This is a genomic window from Streptomyces sp. NPDC037203 (assembly GCF_055605065.1).
In genome coordinates, this window is the sequence record NZ_JBVJUC010000017.1 from 1 (window position 1) to 19847 (window position 19847).

Here is a 19847-nt window from a genome sequence, read left to right on the forward strand (position 1 = left end):
GACGCCGTCGCCAGCCGCCCCGCCAGCTCCGCCATGTCCGCCACACCGTCACGGCCCACGTAGTCCACACACAGATCCAGCATGTGCGCGCCCTCACGGATCTGCTCCCGCGCCATCTCCACACAGTCGTCCCAGCGGCCCTCCAGCATGGCCTCACGGAACTTCTTCGACCCGTTCGCGTTCGTCCGCTCCCCGATCGCCAGATACGAGGTGTCCTGCCGGAACGGCACCGCCTGATACAACGACGCCGCCCCCGCCTCCGGACGCGGATCACGCGCCGACGGGGCCAGACCCCGCACGCGGTCCACCACCTGACGCAGGTGTTCGGGGGTCGTACCGCAGCACCCGCCGACCAGTGACACCCCGTTCTCCCGCACGAACGTCCCCTGGGCGTCCGCCAGTTCACCGGGCGACAGCGGGTAGTGGGCACCGTCCTTGCCCAGGACCGGCAGACCGGCGTTCGGCATGCACGACAGCGGGACGCGCGCGTTGCGGGCGAGATAGCGCAGATGCTCGCTCATCTCGGCCGGCCCGGTGGCACAGTTCAGACCGATCATGTCGATGCCCAGCGGCTCCAGAGCCGTCAGCGCCGCACCGATCTCCGAACCGAGGAGCATCGTGCCGGTGGTCTCGACCGTCACCGAGACGATCACCGGCAAGTCCGCTCCAGCCGCTGCCAGGGCGCGTCGGGCGCCGAGCACCGCTGCCTTGGTCTGCAACAGGTCCTGGGTGGTCTCCACCAGCAGGGCGTCGGCGCCGCCCTCGACCAGGCCCTCCGCGTTCGCCTGGTAGGCGTCGCGCAGAATGCGGTACGGGGCATGGCCGAGGGTGGGCAGCTTGGTGCCGGGCCCCATCGAACCGAGCACCCAGCGAGCGCGGCCGTCACGGGCCGTGAACTCGTCGGCCACCTCGCGGGCCACACGGGCCCCGGCCGCGGAGAGCTCATGGACACGGTCGGAGATGTCGTACTCGCCGAGAGCCGCGTGGTTGGCACCGAAGGTATTGGTCTCCACACAGTCGACACCGACCGCGAAATACGCCTCGTGCACCGAGCGGACGATATCCGGCCGGGTGACGTTGAGGATCTCGTTGCAGCCCTCCAGCTGCTGGAAGTCGTCCAGGGACGGGTCCTGGGCCTGGAGCATGGTGCCCATCGCTCCGTCGGCGACCACCACACGGGTGGCGAGCGCCTCCCTCAGGGTCTCGCCGCCCGTCACGACGCCTCGCCCCCTTCGGACACGGTGGCCGGCAGGGCGGGCGCGATCTCCGCGGCGGCGTCGGCGCCGTACGCGGTGGTGAGGGCGGCGAGGAGCCGGCCGGGGGCGGCCTCGTACGCCTGGGAGCCGACGGTGCGGATCGCCTCGGACGCGACCGCGCAGCCGAGCCGGGCCGCGGCCGTCAGGCCCAGCCCGCGGGCGAGGGCGGCGAGGAACCCGGCCCGGAACGCGTCGCCGACGCCGGTCGGATCGGCGACCGGGACGCCGGGTACGGCGGGCACCGTGAGGGTGCTGCCGTCGGCGCGTTCGGCGCGGACGCCGCGTTCGCCGAGCGTGGTGATCCAGGTGCCGACCCGTTCGAGGACCTCCGCACGGGTCCAGCCGGTGCGTTCGAGCAGCAGGGCGGACTCGTACTCGTTGGCAAAGAGCCAGCGGGCACCGGTCACCAGGTCGCGTGCCTGAGCGCCGTCGAGGCGGGCGAGCTGCTGCGAGGGGTCGGCGGCGAACGGGATGCCGAGCTGTCGGCACTGGCGGGTGTGGCGGAGCATGGCTTCGGGGTCGTCGGGCCCGATCAGCACCAGGTCGGGCCCGGCGGCCGGGTCCTCCCCGATCAGGGCCGCCAGGTCGATGTCGCGTGCCTCGGCCATCGCGCCCGTACAGAACGAGGCGATCTGGTTGGCGTCCGCGTCGGTGGTGCACATGAACCGGGCGGTCTGCCGCTCGCCGGAGATGAGGACGCCGCCGGTGTCGACGCCGTGGTCCTTGAGCCACACCTCGTACGGCCCGAAGTCGGCACCGGCCGCGCCGATCAGGAGCGGTGCGAGGCCGAGGCCGCCGAGGCCGAAGGCGATGTTGGCGGCGGCACCGCCGTACCGCACTTCGAGATCGTCGACGAGGAACGACAGAGAGACATGGTCCAGCTGTCCGGGGATCAGCTGGTCCGTGAACCTGCCGGGAAACACCGTCAGATGGTCGATGGCGATCGAGCCGGAGACCGCGATACGCACGTGAGCACTCCCGTTGGGCGCGTGGGCCGGGGCAGAGGACGTTCGGTCGACCGGCCCGCACGGGCCGGTCGTCGGTCGGTGGGACGGGTCAGAGCCCGGCGGCGGTCTTGAGCCGTTCGGCGCGGTCGGTCTTCTCCCAGGTGAACTCGGGCAGTTCGCGGCCGAAGTGGCCGTAGGCGGCGGTCCGGGAGTAGACCGGGCGGAGCAGGTCGAGGTCGCGGATGATGGCGGCCGGGCGCAGGTCGAAGACCTCGGAGATGGCCCGCTCGATGGCCGCCTGCGGGACGGTCGCGGTGCCGAAGGTCTCGACGAACAGACCGACCGGTTCGGCCTTGCCGATGGCGTAGGCGACCTGGACCTCGCAGCGGGCGGCGAGGCCGGCCGCGACGACGTTCTTCGCGACCCAGCGCATGGCGTAGGCGGCGGAGCGGTCCACCTTGGACGGGTCCTTGCCGGAGAAGGCGCCGCCGCCGTGCCGGGCCATGCCGCCGTACGTGTCGATGATGATCTTGCGGCCGGTGAGGCCGGCGTCGCCCATGGGGCCGCCGATCTCGAAGCGGCCGGTCGGGTTGACCAGCAGGCGGTAGTCCTCGGTGTCGAGCTTGATCCCGTCGCGGGCGAGCCGGTCGAGGACGGGGCCCACGACATGCTCCCGGATGTCGGGCGTGAGCAGCGCTTCCAGGTCGATGTCGGCCGCGTGCTGCGAGGAGACCACGACCGTGTCGAGCCGGACCGGCCGGCTGCCCTCGTACTCGATGGTGACCTGGGTCTTGCCGTCGGGGCGCAGGTAGGGAAGCGTTCCGTCCTTGCGGACCTCGGCCAGGCGGTGCGAGAGACGGTGGGCCAGCTCGATCGGCAGCGGCATCAGGTTCGGGGTCTCGTCGCTGGCGTAGCCGAACATCAGGCCCTGGTCGCCCGCCCCCTGCCGGCTCAGCTCGTCGGCCGCGTCCGCCGCGGCGCCCTCGACCCGCTTCTCGTACGCGCTGTCGACGCCCTGCGCGATGTCCGGGGACTGGGCGCCGATGGAGACGGAGACGCCGCAGGAGGCGCCGTCGAAGCCCTTCTGCGAGGCGTCGTAGCCGATCTCCAGGATCTTCTCGCGCACCAGGGCCGGGATGTCCGCGTACGCCGTGGTCGTGACCTCGCCGGCCACGTGCACCTGGCCGGTGGTGATGAGCGTCTCGACGGCGACGCGGGCCGCCGGGTCCTCGCGCAGCAGCGCGTCGAGGATGGCGTCGCTGATCTGGTCGGCGATCTTGTCGGGATGGCCCTCGGTCACGGACTCCGAGGTGAACAGACGGCGGGACATGGCTCTCCAGTTCCTTGTAGGGGGTACAGGGCGGCGATCGGCGGGGAACGGTGTCAGGGGGCCGCGCACGGCGCGCCCGCCGGTCTCCGGCGCCGCTCACCGGGGAGTTCCGCCGTCCGGGCCTGCCGGGGCACGGCGGTGTCCGGACGCGCGCGAAGGGTGCCGCCGTCGCCGCCGGGCCGTGGCGGGCCCGGTCGCGGCGCACGCGGCTCGACGGCCACTCTCTTTGGGGCGGCTCGCCTTTCGCTCGTGTCCGGTCCGGGCGCCCGTCGAGCCGGGCACGCGGGCCGGTGGAGCCGGCGCGCTGTCACGCCGCCACCTCCGCGTTGGCGTGGTCCCCGACGAGCAGTTGGTGACCCGAGGCGGCGGAGCGGCCGATCCGGGCCCAGCGGCCGATGATCGAGTGGTCGAGGCCGGGGACACCGTCGACGGCGGCCCCCTCCAGGAGGATGGAGTCGGCGACGACGGTGTCCCGCAGGACGCAGTCGCGCCCGACGGAGACGTACGGGCCGACGGTGCAGTTCGTCACCGTGCTCCCGGCGGCGATCACCAGCGGCCCCTTCAGGTGGCTGCCGTGCACGCGGGCTCCCGGTTCGATGACGACCGGACCGCTCAGGGTGCTGGTGCCGTCGACCTCTCCGCGCACGGCGGGACCGGTCAGCCGGGCGAGCAGTTCCCGGTTGCAGTCGAGCAGGTCCTCGGCCCGGCCGGTGTCCTTCCAGTAGCCGTCGTAGCGTTCGGCGCGCACCGGCGCGCCGTCCTCGACGAGACGCTGGATGGCGTCGGTGATCTCCAGTTCGCCGCGGGCGCTCGGGCGCAGCCCGGCGACCGCCTCGTGGATGCGGGAGGTGAAGAAGTACACGCCGAGCGCGGCGAGGTCGCCCGCGGGTTCGGCCGGCTTCTCCACCAGCCGCCGCACGTGGCCGCCGGCACCGACCTCGACCACTCCGTACGCCCGCGGATCGGCCACCGGCTGCACGAGCAGCAGCGCGTCGGCGCGCTCGGCGGCGAAGGCGCGGGCGGCCTTCCCGATGCCGTCGGCGAGCACGTTGTCGGCGAGGTACATGACGAAGTCGTCGTCGCCGAGGAAGTCGCCCGCGAGCTGTACGCAGTGGGCGAGGCCGAGCGGGCGGTCCTGGTGCAGGTAGGTGAGGTCGAGTCCGAACGCCGAACCGTCACCGACCACCCCGGAGATCTCCGCGGCGTGCGCGCCGACGACGAGGGCCGCCTCGGTCACGCCCGCGTCGCGGATGTTCTCCAGGCAGTGCACGAGGACGGGCTTGTTGGCCACGGGCAGCAGTTGTTTGGCGGTCGAGTGGGTGAAGGGGCGGAGCCGGGACCCCGTCCCCCCTGACAGTATGAGCGCCTTCATGTTCGGTAAGTGTGCGGACGGTTCCTCAAGGAGGGCTTGACGCGGCCCGGAGCACGGGGGCCGTGGGGCGCCGGGCCCGGTGGAGTCGAGCGGCCGACCGTCCGTCGTCGACCGGGCCTCGAGCCGGGCCCCGGACGATGCCCGCATGGCCTCATCGTCGACCGCACCGACTCCGCCCGCGGCCGGAGACGTCCCCTTCGACCAGTGGCTGGACGAGCAGCGCCGCGGGCAGCACCACACCGTGCGGCGGGTACCGCTCCAGGCGCTGCCGGGCTGGCACTTCAGCCGGGACACCGGAGACCTGGTGCATTCCTCGGGCCGGTTCTTCTCCGTATCGGGGCTGCGCGTCACCACCGACTACGGCACCGGGGAGGGCCGGCCGCACAGCTGGACCCAGCCCGTCATCGTGCAGCGCGAGGTCGGGGTGCTCGGCGTTCTGCTCAGGGAGCACCGCGGCGAGGTGTACTGCCTGCTCCAGGCCAAGATGGAGCCGGGAAACCTCAACGGGGTGCAGATGTCACCGACCGTCCAGGCCACCCGCAGCAACTACACGGGTGTGCACCGGGGCCGCCGGGTGCCGTACACGGAGTACTTCACCGGGGACCGGCGGGGCGCACGGGTGCTCGCCGACTCGCTCCAGTCCGAGCAGGGCTGGTGGTTCCTGCACAAGCGGAACCGCAACGTCGTCGTCATGACGGACGAGGACGTGCCCGCGCTCGACGGGTTCCGCTGGCTGTCGCTGCGTCAGATCGGGGCGCTGCTGCGCCGCGACCACCTGATGAACATGGACAGCCGTACGGTCCTGTCGGCGCTGCCGCCCCAGGTGCTCCCCTGCCGCGGCACCGGGCCGGGCCCGGCGGGCGAGGACGACGCCCTGTGCTCTCTCACCGAGGTGCTCTCGGTCCTGGCCGACGCCCGGTTCCGGTACGAACTGTCCCAGGAACAGCTGCCGTTGCGGGAGGTCCTGGAGTCCTCGGCCGGTCCGTGGCGGCGGACCGGCGACGGCATCGGGCGGGACGACGGCCGGCACTTCACGGTGCTCGGCGTGACCGTGGAGGCGCAGGCGCGCGAGGTGGCCCGCTGGTCCCAGCCGCTGCTCGCCCCGGTGGCGGGGCTCGCCGGCCTGCTGGTGCGGCGCGTCGGCGGGGTGCCGCACGTGCTGCTCCGGGCCAGGGTCGAGGCGGGCACGCTGAACGTGGCCGAGTTCGGGCCCACGGTGCAGTGCTCGACGCGTCATCTCAGCGAACGGGGAGCGCACCGCCCCGAGTTCCTGGACACCCTGCTCGCGCCGCGCGCCGGGCGGGTGGTGTTCGACACCGAGCAGTCCGAGGAGGGCGGACGCTTCCACCATGCGCTGACCCGCAATCGGATCGTCGAGCTGGAGGAGACGGACGAGGCGGCGGTGCGTGCACTGCCACCGGACTTCTGCTGGGTCTCCGTCGCCCAGGTCCAGGCACTGCTGCGGCACGGCAACTACCTCAACGTGCAGGCCCGGTGCCTGATGACGGCCCTGACCCTGGCGACGGGCTAGGGTCTTTCGTCTGGATCAGGCCGGATCAGGGAGCGGGGTCTGGTGCCGTGCATCGCAAGGCGGAGGAGGGCGACATGGCGGAGCCATGGCAACCGACGACAACGCCGCGAGGCGCGGTGCCAGGGCCCGCGAGCCCGGCAAGATCCAGACGAGAGGCCCTAGGTGTGCTGTCCGGACAGGTTGGTGACGCGGCTGGCTGGTGGTTGGCGGTCCATGCCGGTGCGGGCGTCGGTGGTGGCCTGTCCAGGACGGCCAGGATGCGGCCCCGGTGCGGTGCGGCGGCGCCGGCGCGTGTCAGGGACGGCGGGCGAGCCAGGTGGTCCGGGTGGTGTGCACGCTCAGGTCGCCCCGGCGCGCGATGCTCTGCGGCTGCCTTTCATCCAGCAGGGTGTCCAGCGCCGCCAGATCGTCCGCTTCCAGGACGTCGGTGGCGTGGGAGCGCAGCTTGGCCAGGAAGAGGTGGGCGTAGGCGTTCAGCGCCGGACCTGCCTGGGAGTCGTCGAGACGGATCTCGAAGGGGCGGCGCTCCTCCACGATGAATCCGGCATCGGCCAGCGGGCCGGTCCATTCGTGCGGTGGCTGGGTGTTGGTGGCCTGGTGCAGGCGGGCTTCCAGGCCGGGCCGGCCCGCACCCGTGTCCTCGGGCAGGACGCGGGGGAAGAAGTCCATCTCGGTGACGGCGATGAGCCTGCCCGGCCGCAGGTGTTCGAAGGCGCGGGTGAAGGTGCGGACCGGGTCGCTCACATGGTGAATGAAGGATGCGGCCCAGATCAGGTCGAAGGGGGCCTTCTCGCCGATCTTCGTCCAGGGCTCGTCGACGTTCGCCTCCACCGTGCTGATGCGGTCGGCGACCCCGCGTGCGGCCGCCTGCTTCCGTAGCCGCTGCAGCAGCTGCGCGGAGATGTCCACCGCCGTCACCTGCGCGGCGGGGAACTGCCGGGCAAGGGCCAGACTGCCGGTACCCGGGCCGCTGCCCAGATCCAGAATCCGGGCCGGACCGGGGTCGATGTGCTGGGCGAGCAGCTCCGTCAGTTCGGCGAGGTAGGAAGCGAGAACCTCGGCATCCAGTTCCAGCAACCGGGCCATCGCCCTCTCTGCTTCCCCGGCCCGCTCGTGCCCTGTATGCCCATCGGTGTCATGGTGTGCGCTCATGCCCTCGACGGTAGGACGATCTCCACCCTGGTGGCATAGGCTCTTGCCGGTGGAGCAAGAATCGACATTGGACGCGACCGTCCGGATGCGCATCCGGTCCCTGCGCAAGGCGCGCGGCTGGTCACTGGACAACCTCGCCGAACGCGCGGGCATCAGCCCCTCCCAGCTCAGCCGCATCGAGACAGGCCACCGCCGCCTCAGCCTGGACCAGCTCACCGCCATCGCCACCGCCCTGAACAAAACCCTCGACGAGCTCGTGGAGTCACCCGACGACTCCGACGTCGTCATCCGCCCCGAGCGAGACGAACGCCGCGGCCTGACCACCTGGCTGCTCAGCAAAGACGACGGACCGCAGGGCCTGACCGTCGGCAAATTGCGCATCACCGAGCAGGCCGGCGACGTCGGCCCGGATGATCTCGGCGTTCACCCCGGCCGGGACTGGTTCACCGTCCTGTCCGGCACCGTCGTGCTGTATCTCGGTGAACGCGTCCTCCGCATCGAGGCGGGACAGGCCGCGTCCTTCAGCACCATGACCCCCCACGCCCTGCGCAGCGACCGGGGCCCCGCCGAGATCCTGATCATCCTCGACCACAACGGCGAGCGCTGCCACCTCGGTACCTGAGCCGGAGCCGGGGTCGCGGTCACAGCGCGTGGCCCGCCAGGTGGCGGGTCTGGGTCCTGTGGTGGTCCCGCGCGGGGTGACCGGCCGGCACATCGACGGGCCCGGTGGCCGCCGGCTCGGGGTGGGCGCTGAGGATCGACCGCTGCAAGCGGCCCAGCGCCGGGGAGGGTTCGAGGCCCAGTTCCCGCACCATCGCGGTGTGCAGGCGCCGGTAGACGCTGAGCGCCTCGCCCCGGCGGCCGGAGCGGTACAGCGCCACCATGAACTGGCCGTGCAGGCTCTCGTGCATCCGGTACCGGTTGACCAGGACCGTCAGTTCGGACAGCAGCTCGCGGTGCCGGCCGAGCCGCAGGTCGGCCTCGATGCGCTGGTCCAGGGCGCACAGGCGGGCCTCTTCCAGACGCCTGACCTCCATGGCGATCTGGCCGCCGGCCTGGACGTCGGCGAGCGCCGCGCCGTGCCACAGGGACAGGGCCTCGCGCAACCGCCTGGCGGCGTCCTCGTGGTCGCCGGCGTCCATGGCCCGGTAGCCCGCGCCCGCGCGCCGCTCGAACTCGCGGAAGTCGAGCAGGCCGTCACGGGTGTCGAGCCGGTAGCCCCCCGGCAGGGTCACGAGGACGTCCTTGGCGCTGACCGCTGACCCGTCGGCCCGCCGGGCGAGGGCCGCGCCGATCAGGTCGCGCAGCTGGAGCACGTACGTCTGGAGCGTGGTGCGCGCGCTGCGCGGCGGGTTCTCGCCCCACAGCTCCTCGGTGAGCGCGGCCACGGGGACCATGTGGCCGGCGTGGAGCGCGAGCAGCGCGAGCACCTGGCGCGGTTTGGGGGCGGTGGGTGTGATCGACATGCCGTTCACCTGTGCGGCGAGGGCGCCCAGTACCTGGATGTTCATCGTGATCCCCTCGTTGGCGCGGCCATCTCTTCCGCACCGGTCAAGACGAGCAGCGGGCTGAACTCCCCGAAGTAAAAAACAGCACGGTCGGTTTGTCAATTGCCGCCAGGCGGACGGACGCCCGGCCGGACGGGGCGACCGAGGCACCCCGTAAGGGAGTTCAGGGCAGGAGTTCGCCGACAGCGCCCATGAAGCCCTCGTCGAGCATGGTGTGCGCCGCCGTGTCGGGCGAGCTGTCCAGCCCCGCGTCATGGCGGGCCACGCTGAGCACGTAGCGGCCGAGGACGCGGTACGTGGCGAAGGTCCACGCGTCACGCCGCGCCGGCCGGCCGTCCGGGGCGGCCAAGCCGCTGCCGTCCGCGTCGAAGCCGAACTCGTCGAAGCCGAGCCGCAGTCCCTGCCCCAGCGCCTTGGTGTAGGCCTCCTTCAGGGTCCACAGGCGCAGCATGGCCGCGGCGCGTTCGGCGTCGGCGAGGGGTTCGAGGGCGGCGCGTTCGGCGGGGGTGAGCACGGTGCGGCCCAGCAGCTCGTACGACATGCGGCGGCCGGCCGGTTCGGCGTCGACGCCGATGCGGCCGACGCGGCTGATGCCGACGGCGATCAGGTCGTCGGTGTGGGTCAGGCTCACGTCGATCTGGTCGAGGCCGCGCAGATACGGCCGGCCGCCGGTCCGGTACGCCAGGTCGAGTTCCACCGGCTCGGTGTGCAGGGCGGCGGCGGCCGTGTACTTGGTGACGAGCCGGGAGGCGACGAAACGGTAGCGGACGGTGGGGTCGGCGGTGCGCCGGTAGCGCTGCCAGTCGCGGCCGAGCAGCGGACGCAGCGCGGGTTCGGCGACGACGGCGGCGAGCCATTCGCCCCAGGTGGTGTGGACGACGGCGGTGCCGTGCCGGTCCATCGCCGCGCGCACCCGGTGCCAGGGCGCGTCCGGACCGCTGACGTGGAAGGGGGCGCCGATACGCCCGGCGCCGGTGGGGACAGGGGTCGTCATGGGACCCTCCCTGGGGTGGCGGGGCGCGGGGTCACGGCGTGTGCGCGACCGCGTCGAGGTCGTAGCCCAGCCCCGCCCGTTGGCGGCGCAGCAGTTCGCCGAGCACCTCCTCCTGGACGCCCGCGGGCAGCGTGGGCACCGGAACCCCGATCCGGCCGGCGAGCCGGGACAGGGCGAGGACGGCCCAGGCCGGGCCGGCGAGGAAGGGGTCGGTGCCGTCCTGGCTCTCCCAGACCCCGAGCACCGCGGCGGCGGCGGCGACACCGGTGTAGCGGTCGGCGAGCACGAGCGCCGCGGGGCCGGCGAGCGCGGTGCCGGATGCCGGCAGCCGGCGGCACTGCTCCCGCAGGGCGCGCAGTTCGGTGACGAACGCCTCGGCGAGGCCGGCGAGTGCTCCGCGGGCCCCCGGCGCGCCGCGCGCGTCGGCGAGCCGGGCGGCGCTGCCCACCAGCGAGGCGGCCATGAAGTCGCCGCCGCCCGCGATGCCGAGCAACCGGTAGTCGAGGTCCGGCAGTTCGCCGTCGGCGCGGAACAGCTCGGGCGGCGGCTCGTCCTCGGCGAACCAGGACCGTTCGGCCAGACCCCGCAGCTGCGGCACGAGCACCGCCTGGCAGGACGCGCTGCCCGCGTGACCGAGGCCGGCCACCGGCAGGTCGCGCACGAGTTTGTCGAGCGCGCCGTGCTCGGGCCCGGCGTGGTCGAAGCCGCGAGCGCCGAGCACGGTGGCGAGTTCCTGCAAGCCCTCCCGCAGCAGGTCGGGCACCACGTACTTGACGGCGGCGGCGAAGAGGTGGGCCCGGTCGGGCAGCAGGCTCAGCGCCCGCAGCACGACCATGGACATGGCGTCGGCGGCCAGCAGGTCGGCGAAGACGCCCGCGAGCGGCGCCCGCCGGCGCCCCGTGACGGTCGCGCCGCGACCACCGGCCGCGGACCGTACGGCCGCGTCCAGCACCGTGCCGGCCGCCGCGGTGACGAGCCCGCAGATCACGCTGCGGTTGACCTGGAACACCCGCAGCGCCAGGCCCACCCCGTCCCCCGTGCCGCCGACGAGCGCCCCGGCCGGCACCGGCGCACCGGTGAACTCCAGGCCGGAGAAGAGGGCCCCGCGCATCCCGGGCAGTTCGACGCGCGGCAGGTGCCGGACGCTGCCCGGCGGAGCGCACCGGGGATCGAGGAGGAACACGGAGTGGCTGCGCGGGCCGCGGGCGGTGCCGGTGCGGGCGTAGACGACCTGGAGATCGGCGCGGGCCGCGTTGATGATCACGTCCTTGCGGCCGTCGAGCCGGTAGCCGCGCGCGGTGGCGCGGGCGCTGAACTCGTGGCGCAGGATCGCGTTGGCGTGCGCGAGTTCATGGTGCAGGATCGTCGCCCGCCCGCCGCGCAGCAGCAGGTCGGCGACGTCCTGGCGCTGCCGTGCGTCGCCCGCCGCCCAGACGGCGCCGGCGGCGAACAGGGAGGTGATCCCGTAGCCGAAGCCGAGCGCCACGTCGCGCCGGAAGACCGGGCGCAGGGCGCGCACCAGCAGATCGGCCCGCGTGAGCCGGCCGCCGTGGACAGCGGGGACGAACTCGGCGCCGAGTCCCGTCCCGGCGAGCAGCGACTCGGTCTCGGCGGGCGGCACGCGCCGGGCGTCGGCCGCGAACAGGGCCCGCAGACCGTGCGGATTGGCCGGGTCGTACGGGTCGCCGAGCAGCGCCTCCAGCCGGGCGGCCCGCGCGAAAGCGTCCGCCGCGGTCCGTCCGGACGGCGTGCCGGGCGGGTGGATGGTCTCGGCGGTCGTGGTCATGGCGGCGTTGGTCAGCTCCCTCGTCGCGTCCACGGGACGCCGCGTGCGCACCCGTACGCCGAGCCTGCCCGGTCCGCCTCGAGTCCGGGCGGAAGCACTCTCGACGCAGAGTGCGGTGACCCTGCGCCGCGGCCGCAGCGCGCCGGAAGCGCTCCTGCGGCATTCCCGGACCATTTCTCCACCGCTTCTCAAGCGGTCCTGCGGCCGGAAAAAAGGTGCCGCACCCCGGAAACAGGGTGCGGCAACTTTTTTTCCGGACGATCCGCGGTCAGCCGGCCTTGCGGCGGAAGTTCCGCTTCTGGCCCACGCGACCGCTCATGTTCTTGGTCTTGCTGCGCGCCTCTTCCTGCGCGTGCTTGGCCTGCGAGGCCTGGGACTTGCGCGCCAGCGCCTCCTTGAATTTGGCACGCACCTCGTCCTCGTGGTGGTCCTTGTTCGGGGTTTCAGTCATCCGGTCCTCCTTGTCATGGGGAACAGTTCTGGCAGAATTCCAGCACTACTTTCACGACCGGATCTGCATCCTCACTCAAGATCCGCTCAAGGGCAAAGTCCGCGCGGCGACTCTCGGACAGGACGCGCGCCGGAAGGCATGGCCCGGCAGGTCCACCGGGACGCCGGCGGCGAAGACCCGCTCCCAGCGGATGTCCTGCCCGGCGACGTGCAGCGCGCCCAACGCCCGTGCCAGCGAACGGACTTCGTCCACCCCGGCCGGACGGCACTCCAGCCGCCGGCCCGCGCCCGCACGCTCCAGCGCGCGCAGCGCGTCCGTGAACCGCGGCGCGGCGCACGCCTGGCGCACCCAGTACTCCGGGTCCGCCACGGTACCGGCCGCCGCGACACCGCCCGTCACCGTCGACGCCCAGGCGATCGACGGCTCACGGAACACGCACTCGGCCGCGACCTGCCGGAACTCCCGCACCGCCGCCGCCGTCGCCCCGGACCGCTCGCGGGCCCGCGTCAGCCGGCCCCGTGCCGCCACCAGCCGTGCCGCGTCCGCCAGGTCCAGCACCCCCGCCGCGTGGGCCGCCGCGATCTCGCCCACCGCGCGGCCGGCCACCGCGGCGGGCGCCACGCCCCACAGCCGCCACAGCCGGAACAAGGCGACGCCGACGGCGAACAGCCCCGGCTGCGCGAACCGCGGGTCGTGGGCCAGCTTCGCGTCCGGGCCGTCCCCGGCGGCGAACAGCACGGCCGCCAGCGGCAGCGGCAGATACGGGTCGAGCGCGGCGCACGCCTCGTCCAGCGCCCGCCGGAACTCCGGGAACGCGCCGTACAACTCCCGTCCCGCGCCGGGGCGTCGATCGCCCTCGCCGGTGAACAGCACGGCGAGTCCCGGCCCCGCGGCCGCCCGCCCGGTGATCAGGCCCCGGTGGGTCCGGCCGTCCGCGAGGGCGCGCAGGGCCCCGGCCGCCTCCGCGGACGACGCGGCGACGACGCTCGCCCGGTACTCCAGGTGGGAGCGGTGCCGGGCGGCGGTGTACGCGACGTCGGGCAGGTCGGCGTCGGGGGTGCCGTCGAGCCTGGCGGCGAGCCGCACCGCGTTCTCGGCGCGGGCCCGCGCGGTACGGCCCGAGACGGTGAGGGCGACCGGGAGGGGTGCGGCGCTGCGCCGGCGCCGGCCGGTGACGGCTCCCCAGCGCACGTCGGCTCCGTCGCACCACAGCGCGGCGGCCACGTCCTCCAGGCTCTGCCGGGCGCCCTGGCCGCGCCGGCCCGTGCTCAGGATGCGCGGCTGGTCGCCGCCGACCGCGTCGAGGCCGCGCCGCAGCGAGTGGCTCACCACGGGGTGCGGCGTGATCTCGACGACTCGCAGGCGGCGTCCGCCGGCGAGCGCGCGGGTGGCCTCGGCGAGCCGCATCGGGGTGCACATGCTGCGGGCCCAGTACGCGGCACCGAGGTCCGTGCCCTCGGCGTAGCCGCCGGTGGCGGTCGACCAGAACGGCACCGCGGTGGGGCGGGTGCGCAGCGCGCCCAGACGCCGCTCGAACTCGGGTGCCAGCCGGGCGAGCCGGGCGCTGTGCGCGGCGTGGTCGATGTTGACGCGAACGGCGCGTACGCCCAGGCCCTCCAGGTCGCGTTCCAGGGTGCCGACGGCCTCGCGGGGCCCGGACAGGCACACCTGTCCGGGGGCGAGGTGGCCGGCGAGCGAGAGCCGTCCCGCGCGTACCACGGGCAGCGACTCGGCTTCCTCGACGGAGAGTTCGCACACGGTCAGGGCGCCGTCGCCGGCGGCGCGTTCGGTGACGAGCCGGGACCAGACGGCGATCAGCCGGGCGCCCTCGTCCAGCGGGAGCGCGCCGGCGAAGACGGCGGCGGCCACTTCGCCGACGCTCTGCCCGAAGACGACGCCGGGCTCGGCGCCCCACTCGCCCAGGGTGCGGGCGAGGGCCGTCTGCAGGGCGAACAGGAGGGGCTGGGCGACGTCCGTGCGCCCCAGGCGCGGGCCGGCCCGGTCCGCGAGGAGTTCCTCGGTGACCGACCAGCCGGTGTACGGGCGCAGAGCCTGGTCGCACGCGTCGAAGGCGGCCCGGAAGACGGGTTCGCCGAGCAGGTCGCGGCCCATGCCGTGCCATTGCGAGCCGGGGCCGGAGAAGCAGAAGGCGAGCGCGTCCGGCCGGGTGGCGGGGGCCTGGAGGCGGGCCGCGAGGTGGGTGTCCAGCGCGCGGGAGAGGTCGCCGGGGTGGCCGGCGGTGGCGACGACGCGGTGGGCGCCGGCGGCGCGGCCGAGGTGTTCGGGCGCGTACCAGGCGCCGCCCGCGCGGGCCCGGCCGGTGAGCGCGTCGGCGGCCGCGCGCAGGCCGTCGGCGCTGTCGGCGGCGAGCGGGACGAACAGCCGCCGCCGGTACGGGGCTTCCTCCAGGGCCAGGTGAACGGGGGCGCCGTCCGAGCCGTCGTCGCCGACCCCCGCGTAGCGGCGGCCGTCGTCCGGCCACGGCGTGCGCTCGGCGGCGGCCGCGTCGTGGCCCTCCCCGGCTCCGGCGAGCGGTACGGCGGGCAGCTCGCCGTGGTACAGGGCGAGCGCGGTCTTCATCAGGCCCACGGTGCCCGCGGCGGCCCGCAGGTGGCCGCCTTGGGTGGAGCCGATGCGCGGCGCGCCCGCGCGCCCGTCGGCGAAGACGGCACGGAGGGCCCCGGCCCCGGTGGGGTCGCCCGGCGGGGTGCCGGAGCCGACCGCCTCGACGTAGGCGACGCGCCGGGGGCTGATGCCGGCGTCCTGCCAGGCGGCGCGCAGCACGTCCGCGCGGTCCCGGATGCCGGTGGCCGCCGCCTGCCCGCGGGCGCCGGCGCGGTGGACGGCGGTGCCGCGGATCACGGCGTAGACGCGGTCGCCGGTGGCGAGCGCGTCGGACAGGCGGCGCAGCACGAGGACGCCCCCGCCCGCGCCGCGCACCGGGTCGGGCCCGTCGCAGCGCCTGTCGGCGGCCGGGTCGGCCGGCGCGTGGACGCCGCCCGCGAGTGCCAGGTCCACTGTCCTCTCGCGCAGGGCGCGCACGGCGAGATGGACGGCACCGAGCCCGGAGGCGTTCGCCGCGGCGACGGCGAGCGCGGGGCCGTCGAGGCCGAGGGCTCGGGCGAAGCGGGCGGCGGTGGTCGTGTCGTCCCAGCCGGGCACGGGGCGCGGGGAGCCGCCGTCCGCGCCGGTGGCCGGGGAGCCCGGCTCGGTGACCCCGAGGAACAGACCGGTACGACGCGCGGCCAGCGTCTCGGGGACGAGGCGCGCGTCCTCCAGCGCGGCCCACGCGGTCTGGAGGGCGAGGCGCTGATGGGGGCCCATCAGCAGGGCCTCGGCGACCGGCAGGGGGAACAACTCCGCGTCGAACCCGCCGGGATCATCCGGCAGAACGCCCTGACGGACGGGGCAGCCGTCGGCGGAGCAGCCCTCGGTAGGGCAACCGGCAGCGGTGGGCCGGTGGTCGGCTGCCGTGGCGGGGCCGGTGAGCAGGTGTTGCCACAGCGCGTCGGCGCTGTCGATGCCGCCCGGCAGACGGCACCCGAGGCCGACGATCGCGATCGGTGTGTGCCCGGCCGCGCGGCGCCCGGCGGCGGCCCGCGCGGCGCGGTCGTCACCGGCGAGGTGCGCGGCGAGTGCGGCCGGCGTGGGGTACTGCCACACGGTCCAGGCGGGCACGGGACGCCGCAGCCACCGCGAGACCGCGCGCACGAGTTCCGTCATCTGGGCCGGTTCCAGGCCGAGTTCGGGCAGTGGGCGGTCGGCGTGCACCGCGTCGGACGGGACGGCGAGCAGGCCGGCGACCTCCTCGCGCAGCCGCGCGGCCAGCGCGTCGGCGGTCGGCCGCGCCGGGGCGGCATCGGTGTTCGTCCGGGCCATGCTCATCTGCGCCTCCTCGGTGCTCGTGGAACCGGACCGGCAGGGCCGGGGCCGCGCCATCGTCTCGGGTGCTGCGCGCGGGCCACGCCGGCGCGTGCCGCGGGGTCACAGCGTGCGGATCGCCGACTCCGCGTGCCGCTTGGCCAGTCCGAGGGTGGCGAGGGAGTTGTGGCCGAGCGCCCGGCGCACCTGGCGGCGGGCCGCGGCCAGGTCGGTGCCCGGTCCGAGGAGCCGCTCCACCGCGTCCTCGCGCAGCACCACGCTGTGCTGCGCGACGACGGTCACGCCCGTCTCGTCGGGCAGCACCGACCACTCGCCGGTGTGCGCCTCCAGCAGTCCGGGCGTGGCCGTCTGCTTGTAGACGATGCGCCCGGCGTGCGGGAAGCAGATCCGCACCGACTCGGTGGTGTGCGCGCTGCCGTCGGCCGTCACCGTGTCCATGGACATGACCTGCACACCGGGGCTGACCTCGGTCAGGTCCAGGCGGGACACGTGCGGGATCAGCTCGGGCCAGTCGGCCGCCCGGTACAGGAAGTCGTAGACCAGCTCGGCCGGGCCCTTGACCCGTACGGAGTCCTCGAAGGACAGCACGAGGTCGTCCAGGCGCGTCCAGCGTTCGGCGAGACGCTTGAGACTGTCCAGCTCGGAACGGGAGTTGGTGTCGCAGGCCCGCTCGACCCACGCCGCGTCCTCGGGGCGGTCACCGGCGACCGTGAACTCGTGCAGCAGCGTCAACCGGCTGGTGCCGCCCGGCCGTTCCTCCACGATCCAGGTCCCGCGCATGGTGCGCACCGGCTCCTGCGGGCGGGTCTGGTGGAACTCGATCCGCCGCGCGCGGGGGTCCTGCACCCGCTGCGAGATCCACGAGCGGATCTCGCCGTTGGCCGTGGCCCACATGCGCAGCCGCTCGTGCGTGCCGTCGAACTCCAGCCGCTCCACGTACACGTTCGGCGGAAAGTACAGCGGCCACCGCACCACGTCCGCGATCAGCCCGTAGACGACTCCGGCTCCCGCGTCCACCTCGACGGAGTGCACCGTACGGTGCACCCGCTCGTCTCTCACCAGGTACACGTCTTCCTCGCTTCCTCGACAGGGGTCAGTAATTGCCCAGGCCACCGCAGACGTTGAGGGCCTGCGCGGTGATCGAGGCGGCGGACTCGGAGGCCAGGTAGACGACCAGCGAGGCCACTTCCGCGGGCGTGGAGTAGCGGCCGAGCGGGATCTTCGCCTCGAAGCGCGACCGCACGTCCTCCTCGCTGGTGTCCCAGGCCGCCGCGTACCCCTGGCGCACCCGCTGGGCCATCGGGGTCTCCACATAGCCGGGGCAGACCGCGTTGACGGTGACGCCGCTCGGTGCGAGTTCCCGGCCGAGCGCCTTGGTGAAGCCGACGACCGCGTGCTTGGAGGCGCTGTAGGGGGCGCCGAGCAGGACGCCCTGCTTGCCTGCGGTGGAGGCGATGTTGATGATCCTGCCGGATGCGGCACCGGCCAGGCCGCCGTTCCTGAGCACCTCGCGCGTCACCAGGAACACGCTGTTGAGGTTGGTGTCGATGACGTCGTACCAGAGGTCGTCGGTGAGGTCCGCGGTGACGCCGCCGCCGCTGCGCCCCGCGTTGTTGACGAGCACGCCGACGGGTCCGAACGTCTCCACCGCGGCGGCCACCAGGGCGGCCACGGACTCGCGTGCCCGCACGTCGGCGGCCTGCCCGGCGACGTCGAGGCCCTCCGCGCGCAGGGCCTCGACGGTGTCCCGCACGTCCTTCGCGGTGCGGGCGCACAGGAAGACCCGGTGGCCGGCCCGGCCCAGTTGCCGGGCCGTCTCCAGGCCGATGCCGCTCGTGGCACCGGTCACCAGGGCGACGGGGTGGTGGTCGGGCATGTCAGCGGTCCTCCAGGTCGTGGGCGGCGGCGGGCATGGCGGGAACCGGCTCGCGCGGTGCCTCGCCGGCGAGCGGGACGGGGGTCCGCAGGGGGGCCAGTGCCCGGCGCAGGACGGGCCGGGTCAGCAGGGTTCCGCGGGCGGCGGCATAGCCGTCGGGGCGGACGAGGAGCCACCCGCCGGGTGCGAGGCCGAGCGCGTCGCGCAGGCGGCGGTCCGGGTCGGCGAGCGGGGCGGGGCCGTCGGGCCCGCTGCCGCCGACGGTCCTGACCGACAGCCACTCGCCGTACTGGGCGGCGGCGGTGACGGCCACGCCGGCGGGGCCGTCACCGGGCCCGCGGCCGCCCGCGGCGAGCAGCAGCGTCCAGCGCGGATCGCGCAGCTCGGCGCGGAAGGCCCGGCCGTCCCCGTGGTGCACCGGGGCGGCGGTGACGCGGGTGCCGGGTGCGGGGCCCCGGACCGGTTCGCGGGCGCTCATCAGGACCGCCCCCGCGTCGGCGAGCCGGGAACAGGGGGCGGCGGTGGTCAGCGACGAGGTGCGGTAGCCGATCCGCAGGCCCGACATGCCGCCCAGCACCTTGCGCTGCACGGCCCGGCGCAGCGGCCGTACCGCGTGCACCAGGCTCAGGGCGAGGGGCAGGACGACTCCCGCGAGCGCGTTCTTCAGCTGCACCAGGGCGGTGGCGGTGCGGGTGGAGCCCAGCAGGGCCGCGCCGAGCGGGACGCGTTCCTCGCTGTACGTGTCGAGCAGGGCCCGTCCCGCGTGGCCCTGCTCGACCATGGCGAGCTTCCAGGCGAGGTTGTACGCCTCCTGGATCCCGGTGTTCATGCCCTGTCCGGAGGCGGGGCTGTGCACGTGCGCGGCGTCGCCGGCCACGAGGACGCGGCCGTCCTGCATGCGCTCCACCATCCGCTGCTGGAAGGTGAAGACGGACGTCCAGGACGCCTCCCCGACCCGTACCCGGTGGCCCAGGCCCGCGCTGAGCTTGCGGGAGAACTGCTCCTCGGCGCGGCCGGGTTCCCCTGCGCGCGCGGCGGGTGCGGTGTCCAGCAGGCGCCAGTGCCCGTCGCGGGCGTAGGGCACCATCATCAGCGACTGCCGGCCGGTGTGGGCCCAGTAGATGCTGTCGGGCACCACCTCGGTGTCGACCGGGGCGTCCGCGAGCATCCACGTCTCGCTGCTCTCGCCGAGGAGTTCCAGCCCGAGGCGTTTGCGTACGGTGCTGTGGCCGCCGTCGCAGCCCACCAGCCAGGACGCCGTGCACCGCTCCTCGCGGCCGTCGGCGTGGCGCAGCCGGGCGTGCACCGCCCGCGCGTCCTGCGTGAAGTCCACCAGGCGTACGCCCCATTCGACGCGCACCCCGAGCCGGGCCAGCGCCGTCCGCAGCGCGTCCTCGGTCTCGGTCTGCCCGACGACCAGGGTGTACGGATAGCGGGTGGGCATCGTCGCGTAGTCGGCCTCCAGACGCACGCGGCGCCGGCCCCCGGCGTACATGGTGAACGCCTGGTTGCGCCGTCCGCGGGGCAGCACGTCGTCGACGATGCCCATCTGGTCGTACGTCTCCAGGGTGCGCGGGTGGGTGGCGACGGCGCGGCTGGTGCGGGCGGGGCCCGGTGCGGCGTCGACCACCCGCACGCGCAGGCCGCGGCGGGCGAGTTCGTGGGCGGCGGTCAGTCCGACGGGGCCCGCGCCGGCGACCAGCACCCGGGTCGCGGAGGCGGGCCCGGACGGCCCGCCGGGGGTGTTCAGCATGGTCTGCTC

General features: G+C 74.4%; 15 protein-coding genes. 2 read left to right on the forward strand and 13 right to left on the reverse strand.

Translation table 11 applies throughout. The features are described from left to right. The 4 genes from ACZ7EC_RS31075 to ACZ7EC_RS31090 all read right to left on the reverse strand — a co-directional run. Window positions 1-1217 (reverse strand): homocysteine S-methyltransferase family protein (locus ACZ7EC_RS31075; RefSeq protein WP_471068011.1); only part of this gene is annotated, 1217 nt, incomplete at its 3' end. Continuing rightward, a complete protein-coding gene (locus ACZ7EC_RS31080) occupies window positions 1214-2224 on the reverse strand; it encodes a carbohydrate kinase family protein (RefSeq protein ID WP_471068014.1) in 1011 nt (336 codons plus the stop codon). The genes ACZ7EC_RS31080 and ACZ7EC_RS31075, both read right to left, overlap by 4 nt. An 88-nt stretch (window positions 2225-2312) precedes the next feature. After that, entirely contained in the window at window positions 2313-3533 is a 1221-nt protein-coding gene (gene metK / locus ACZ7EC_RS31085) for a methionine adenosyltransferase (protein WP_471068017.1), read from the reverse strand. A 307-nt stretch (window positions 3534-3840) separates the two neighbouring features. Next, complete coding sequence (locus tag ACZ7EC_RS31090) at window positions 3841-4905, reverse strand: glucose-1-phosphate thymidylyltransferase (protein WP_471068019.1); 1065 nt, start codon at window positions 4903-4905, stop codon at window positions 3841-3843. Between the two features lie 145 nt (window positions 4906-5050). Here ACZ7EC_RS31090 and ACZ7EC_RS31095 point away from each other — a divergent pair, with 145 nt between their 5' ends. Next, window positions 5051-6436, forward strand: a complete 1386-nt coding sequence (locus ACZ7EC_RS31095; RefSeq protein ID WP_181393154.1) for an NDP-hexose 2,3-dehydratase family protein — start codon at window positions 5051-5053, stop codon at window positions 6434-6436. 294 nt (window positions 6437-6730) lie between these two features. On the opposite strand, the gene ACZ7EC_RS31100 is transcribed toward ACZ7EC_RS31095, so the two are convergent. Then, window positions 6731-7588 (reverse strand): methyltransferase domain-containing protein, encoded by an 858-nt coding sequence (locus ACZ7EC_RS31100; protein ID WP_471068023.1) that lies wholly within the window; start codon window positions 7586-7588, stop codon window positions 6731-6733. 85 nt (window positions 7589-7673) lie between these two features. On the opposite strand from ACZ7EC_RS31100, the gene ACZ7EC_RS31105 reads away from it, so the two are divergent. Then, window positions 7674-8210 (forward strand): helix-turn-helix domain-containing protein, encoded by a 537-nt coding sequence (locus ACZ7EC_RS31105; protein ID WP_471068230.1) that lies wholly within the window; start codon window positions 7674-7676, stop codon window positions 8208-8210. Window positions 8211-8229: 19 nt separating this feature from the next. Here ACZ7EC_RS31105 and ACZ7EC_RS31110 read toward each other — a convergent pair whose 3' ends face one another. The 8 genes from ACZ7EC_RS31110 to ACZ7EC_RS31145 form a co-directional block, all read right to left on the reverse strand. After that, on the reverse strand, window positions 8230-9099 hold the full coding sequence (locus ACZ7EC_RS31110) for an AfsR/SARP family transcriptional regulator (protein WP_471068026.1): 870 nt from the start codon (window positions 9097-9099) through the stop codon (window positions 8230-8232). 160 nt (window positions 9100-9259) lie between these two features. Further along, the gene (locus tag ACZ7EC_RS31115) at window positions 9260-10090 is read right to left on the reverse strand and encodes a 4'-phosphopantetheinyl transferase family protein (protein ID WP_471068029.1); all 831 of its coding nucleotides are present in this window, start codon (window positions 10088-10090) and stop codon (window positions 9260-9262) included. Window positions 10091-10121: 31 nt separating this feature from the next. Continuing rightward, the gene (locus tag ACZ7EC_RS31120) at window positions 10122-11909 is read right to left on the reverse strand and encodes an acyl-CoA dehydrogenase (protein WP_471068032.1); all 1788 of its coding nucleotides are present in this window, start codon (window positions 11907-11909) and stop codon (window positions 10122-10124) included. 235 nt (window positions 11910-12144) lie between these two features. Then, a complete protein-coding gene (locus tag ACZ7EC_RS31125; protein WP_011113139.1) occupies window positions 12145-12327 on the reverse strand; it encodes a DUF5302 domain-containing protein in 183 nt (60 codons plus the stop codon). Between the two features lie 75 nt (window positions 12328-12402). After that, window positions 12403-16212 carry an acyltransferase domain-containing protein gene (locus ACZ7EC_RS31130; protein WP_471068036.1) on the reverse strand — a complete coding sequence of 1270 codons (3810 nt, stop codon included), beginning with the start codon at window positions 16210-16212 and terminating at the stop codon, window positions 12403-12405. A 99-nt stretch (window positions 16213-16311) separates the two neighbouring features. Continuing rightward, a complete protein-coding gene (locus tag ACZ7EC_RS31135) occupies window positions 16312-17268 on the reverse strand; it encodes an aromatase/cyclase (protein WP_037659283.1) in 957 nt (318 codons plus the stop codon). A gap of 34 nt (window positions 17269-17302) precedes the next feature. Then, the gene (locus ACZ7EC_RS31140; protein ID WP_471068039.1) at window positions 17303-18085 is read right to left on the reverse strand and encodes an SDR family NAD(P)-dependent oxidoreductase; all 783 of its coding nucleotides are present in this window, start codon (window positions 18083-18085) and stop codon (window positions 17303-17305) included. Window position 18086: 1 nt separating this feature from the next. Continuing rightward, window positions 18087-19838 carry an FAD-dependent oxidoreductase gene (locus tag ACZ7EC_RS31145; protein ID WP_471068042.1) on the reverse strand — a complete coding sequence of 584 codons (1752 nt, stop codon included), beginning with the start codon at window positions 19836-19838 and terminating at the stop codon, window positions 18087-18089. Window positions 19839-19847: the final 9 nt, after the last annotated feature.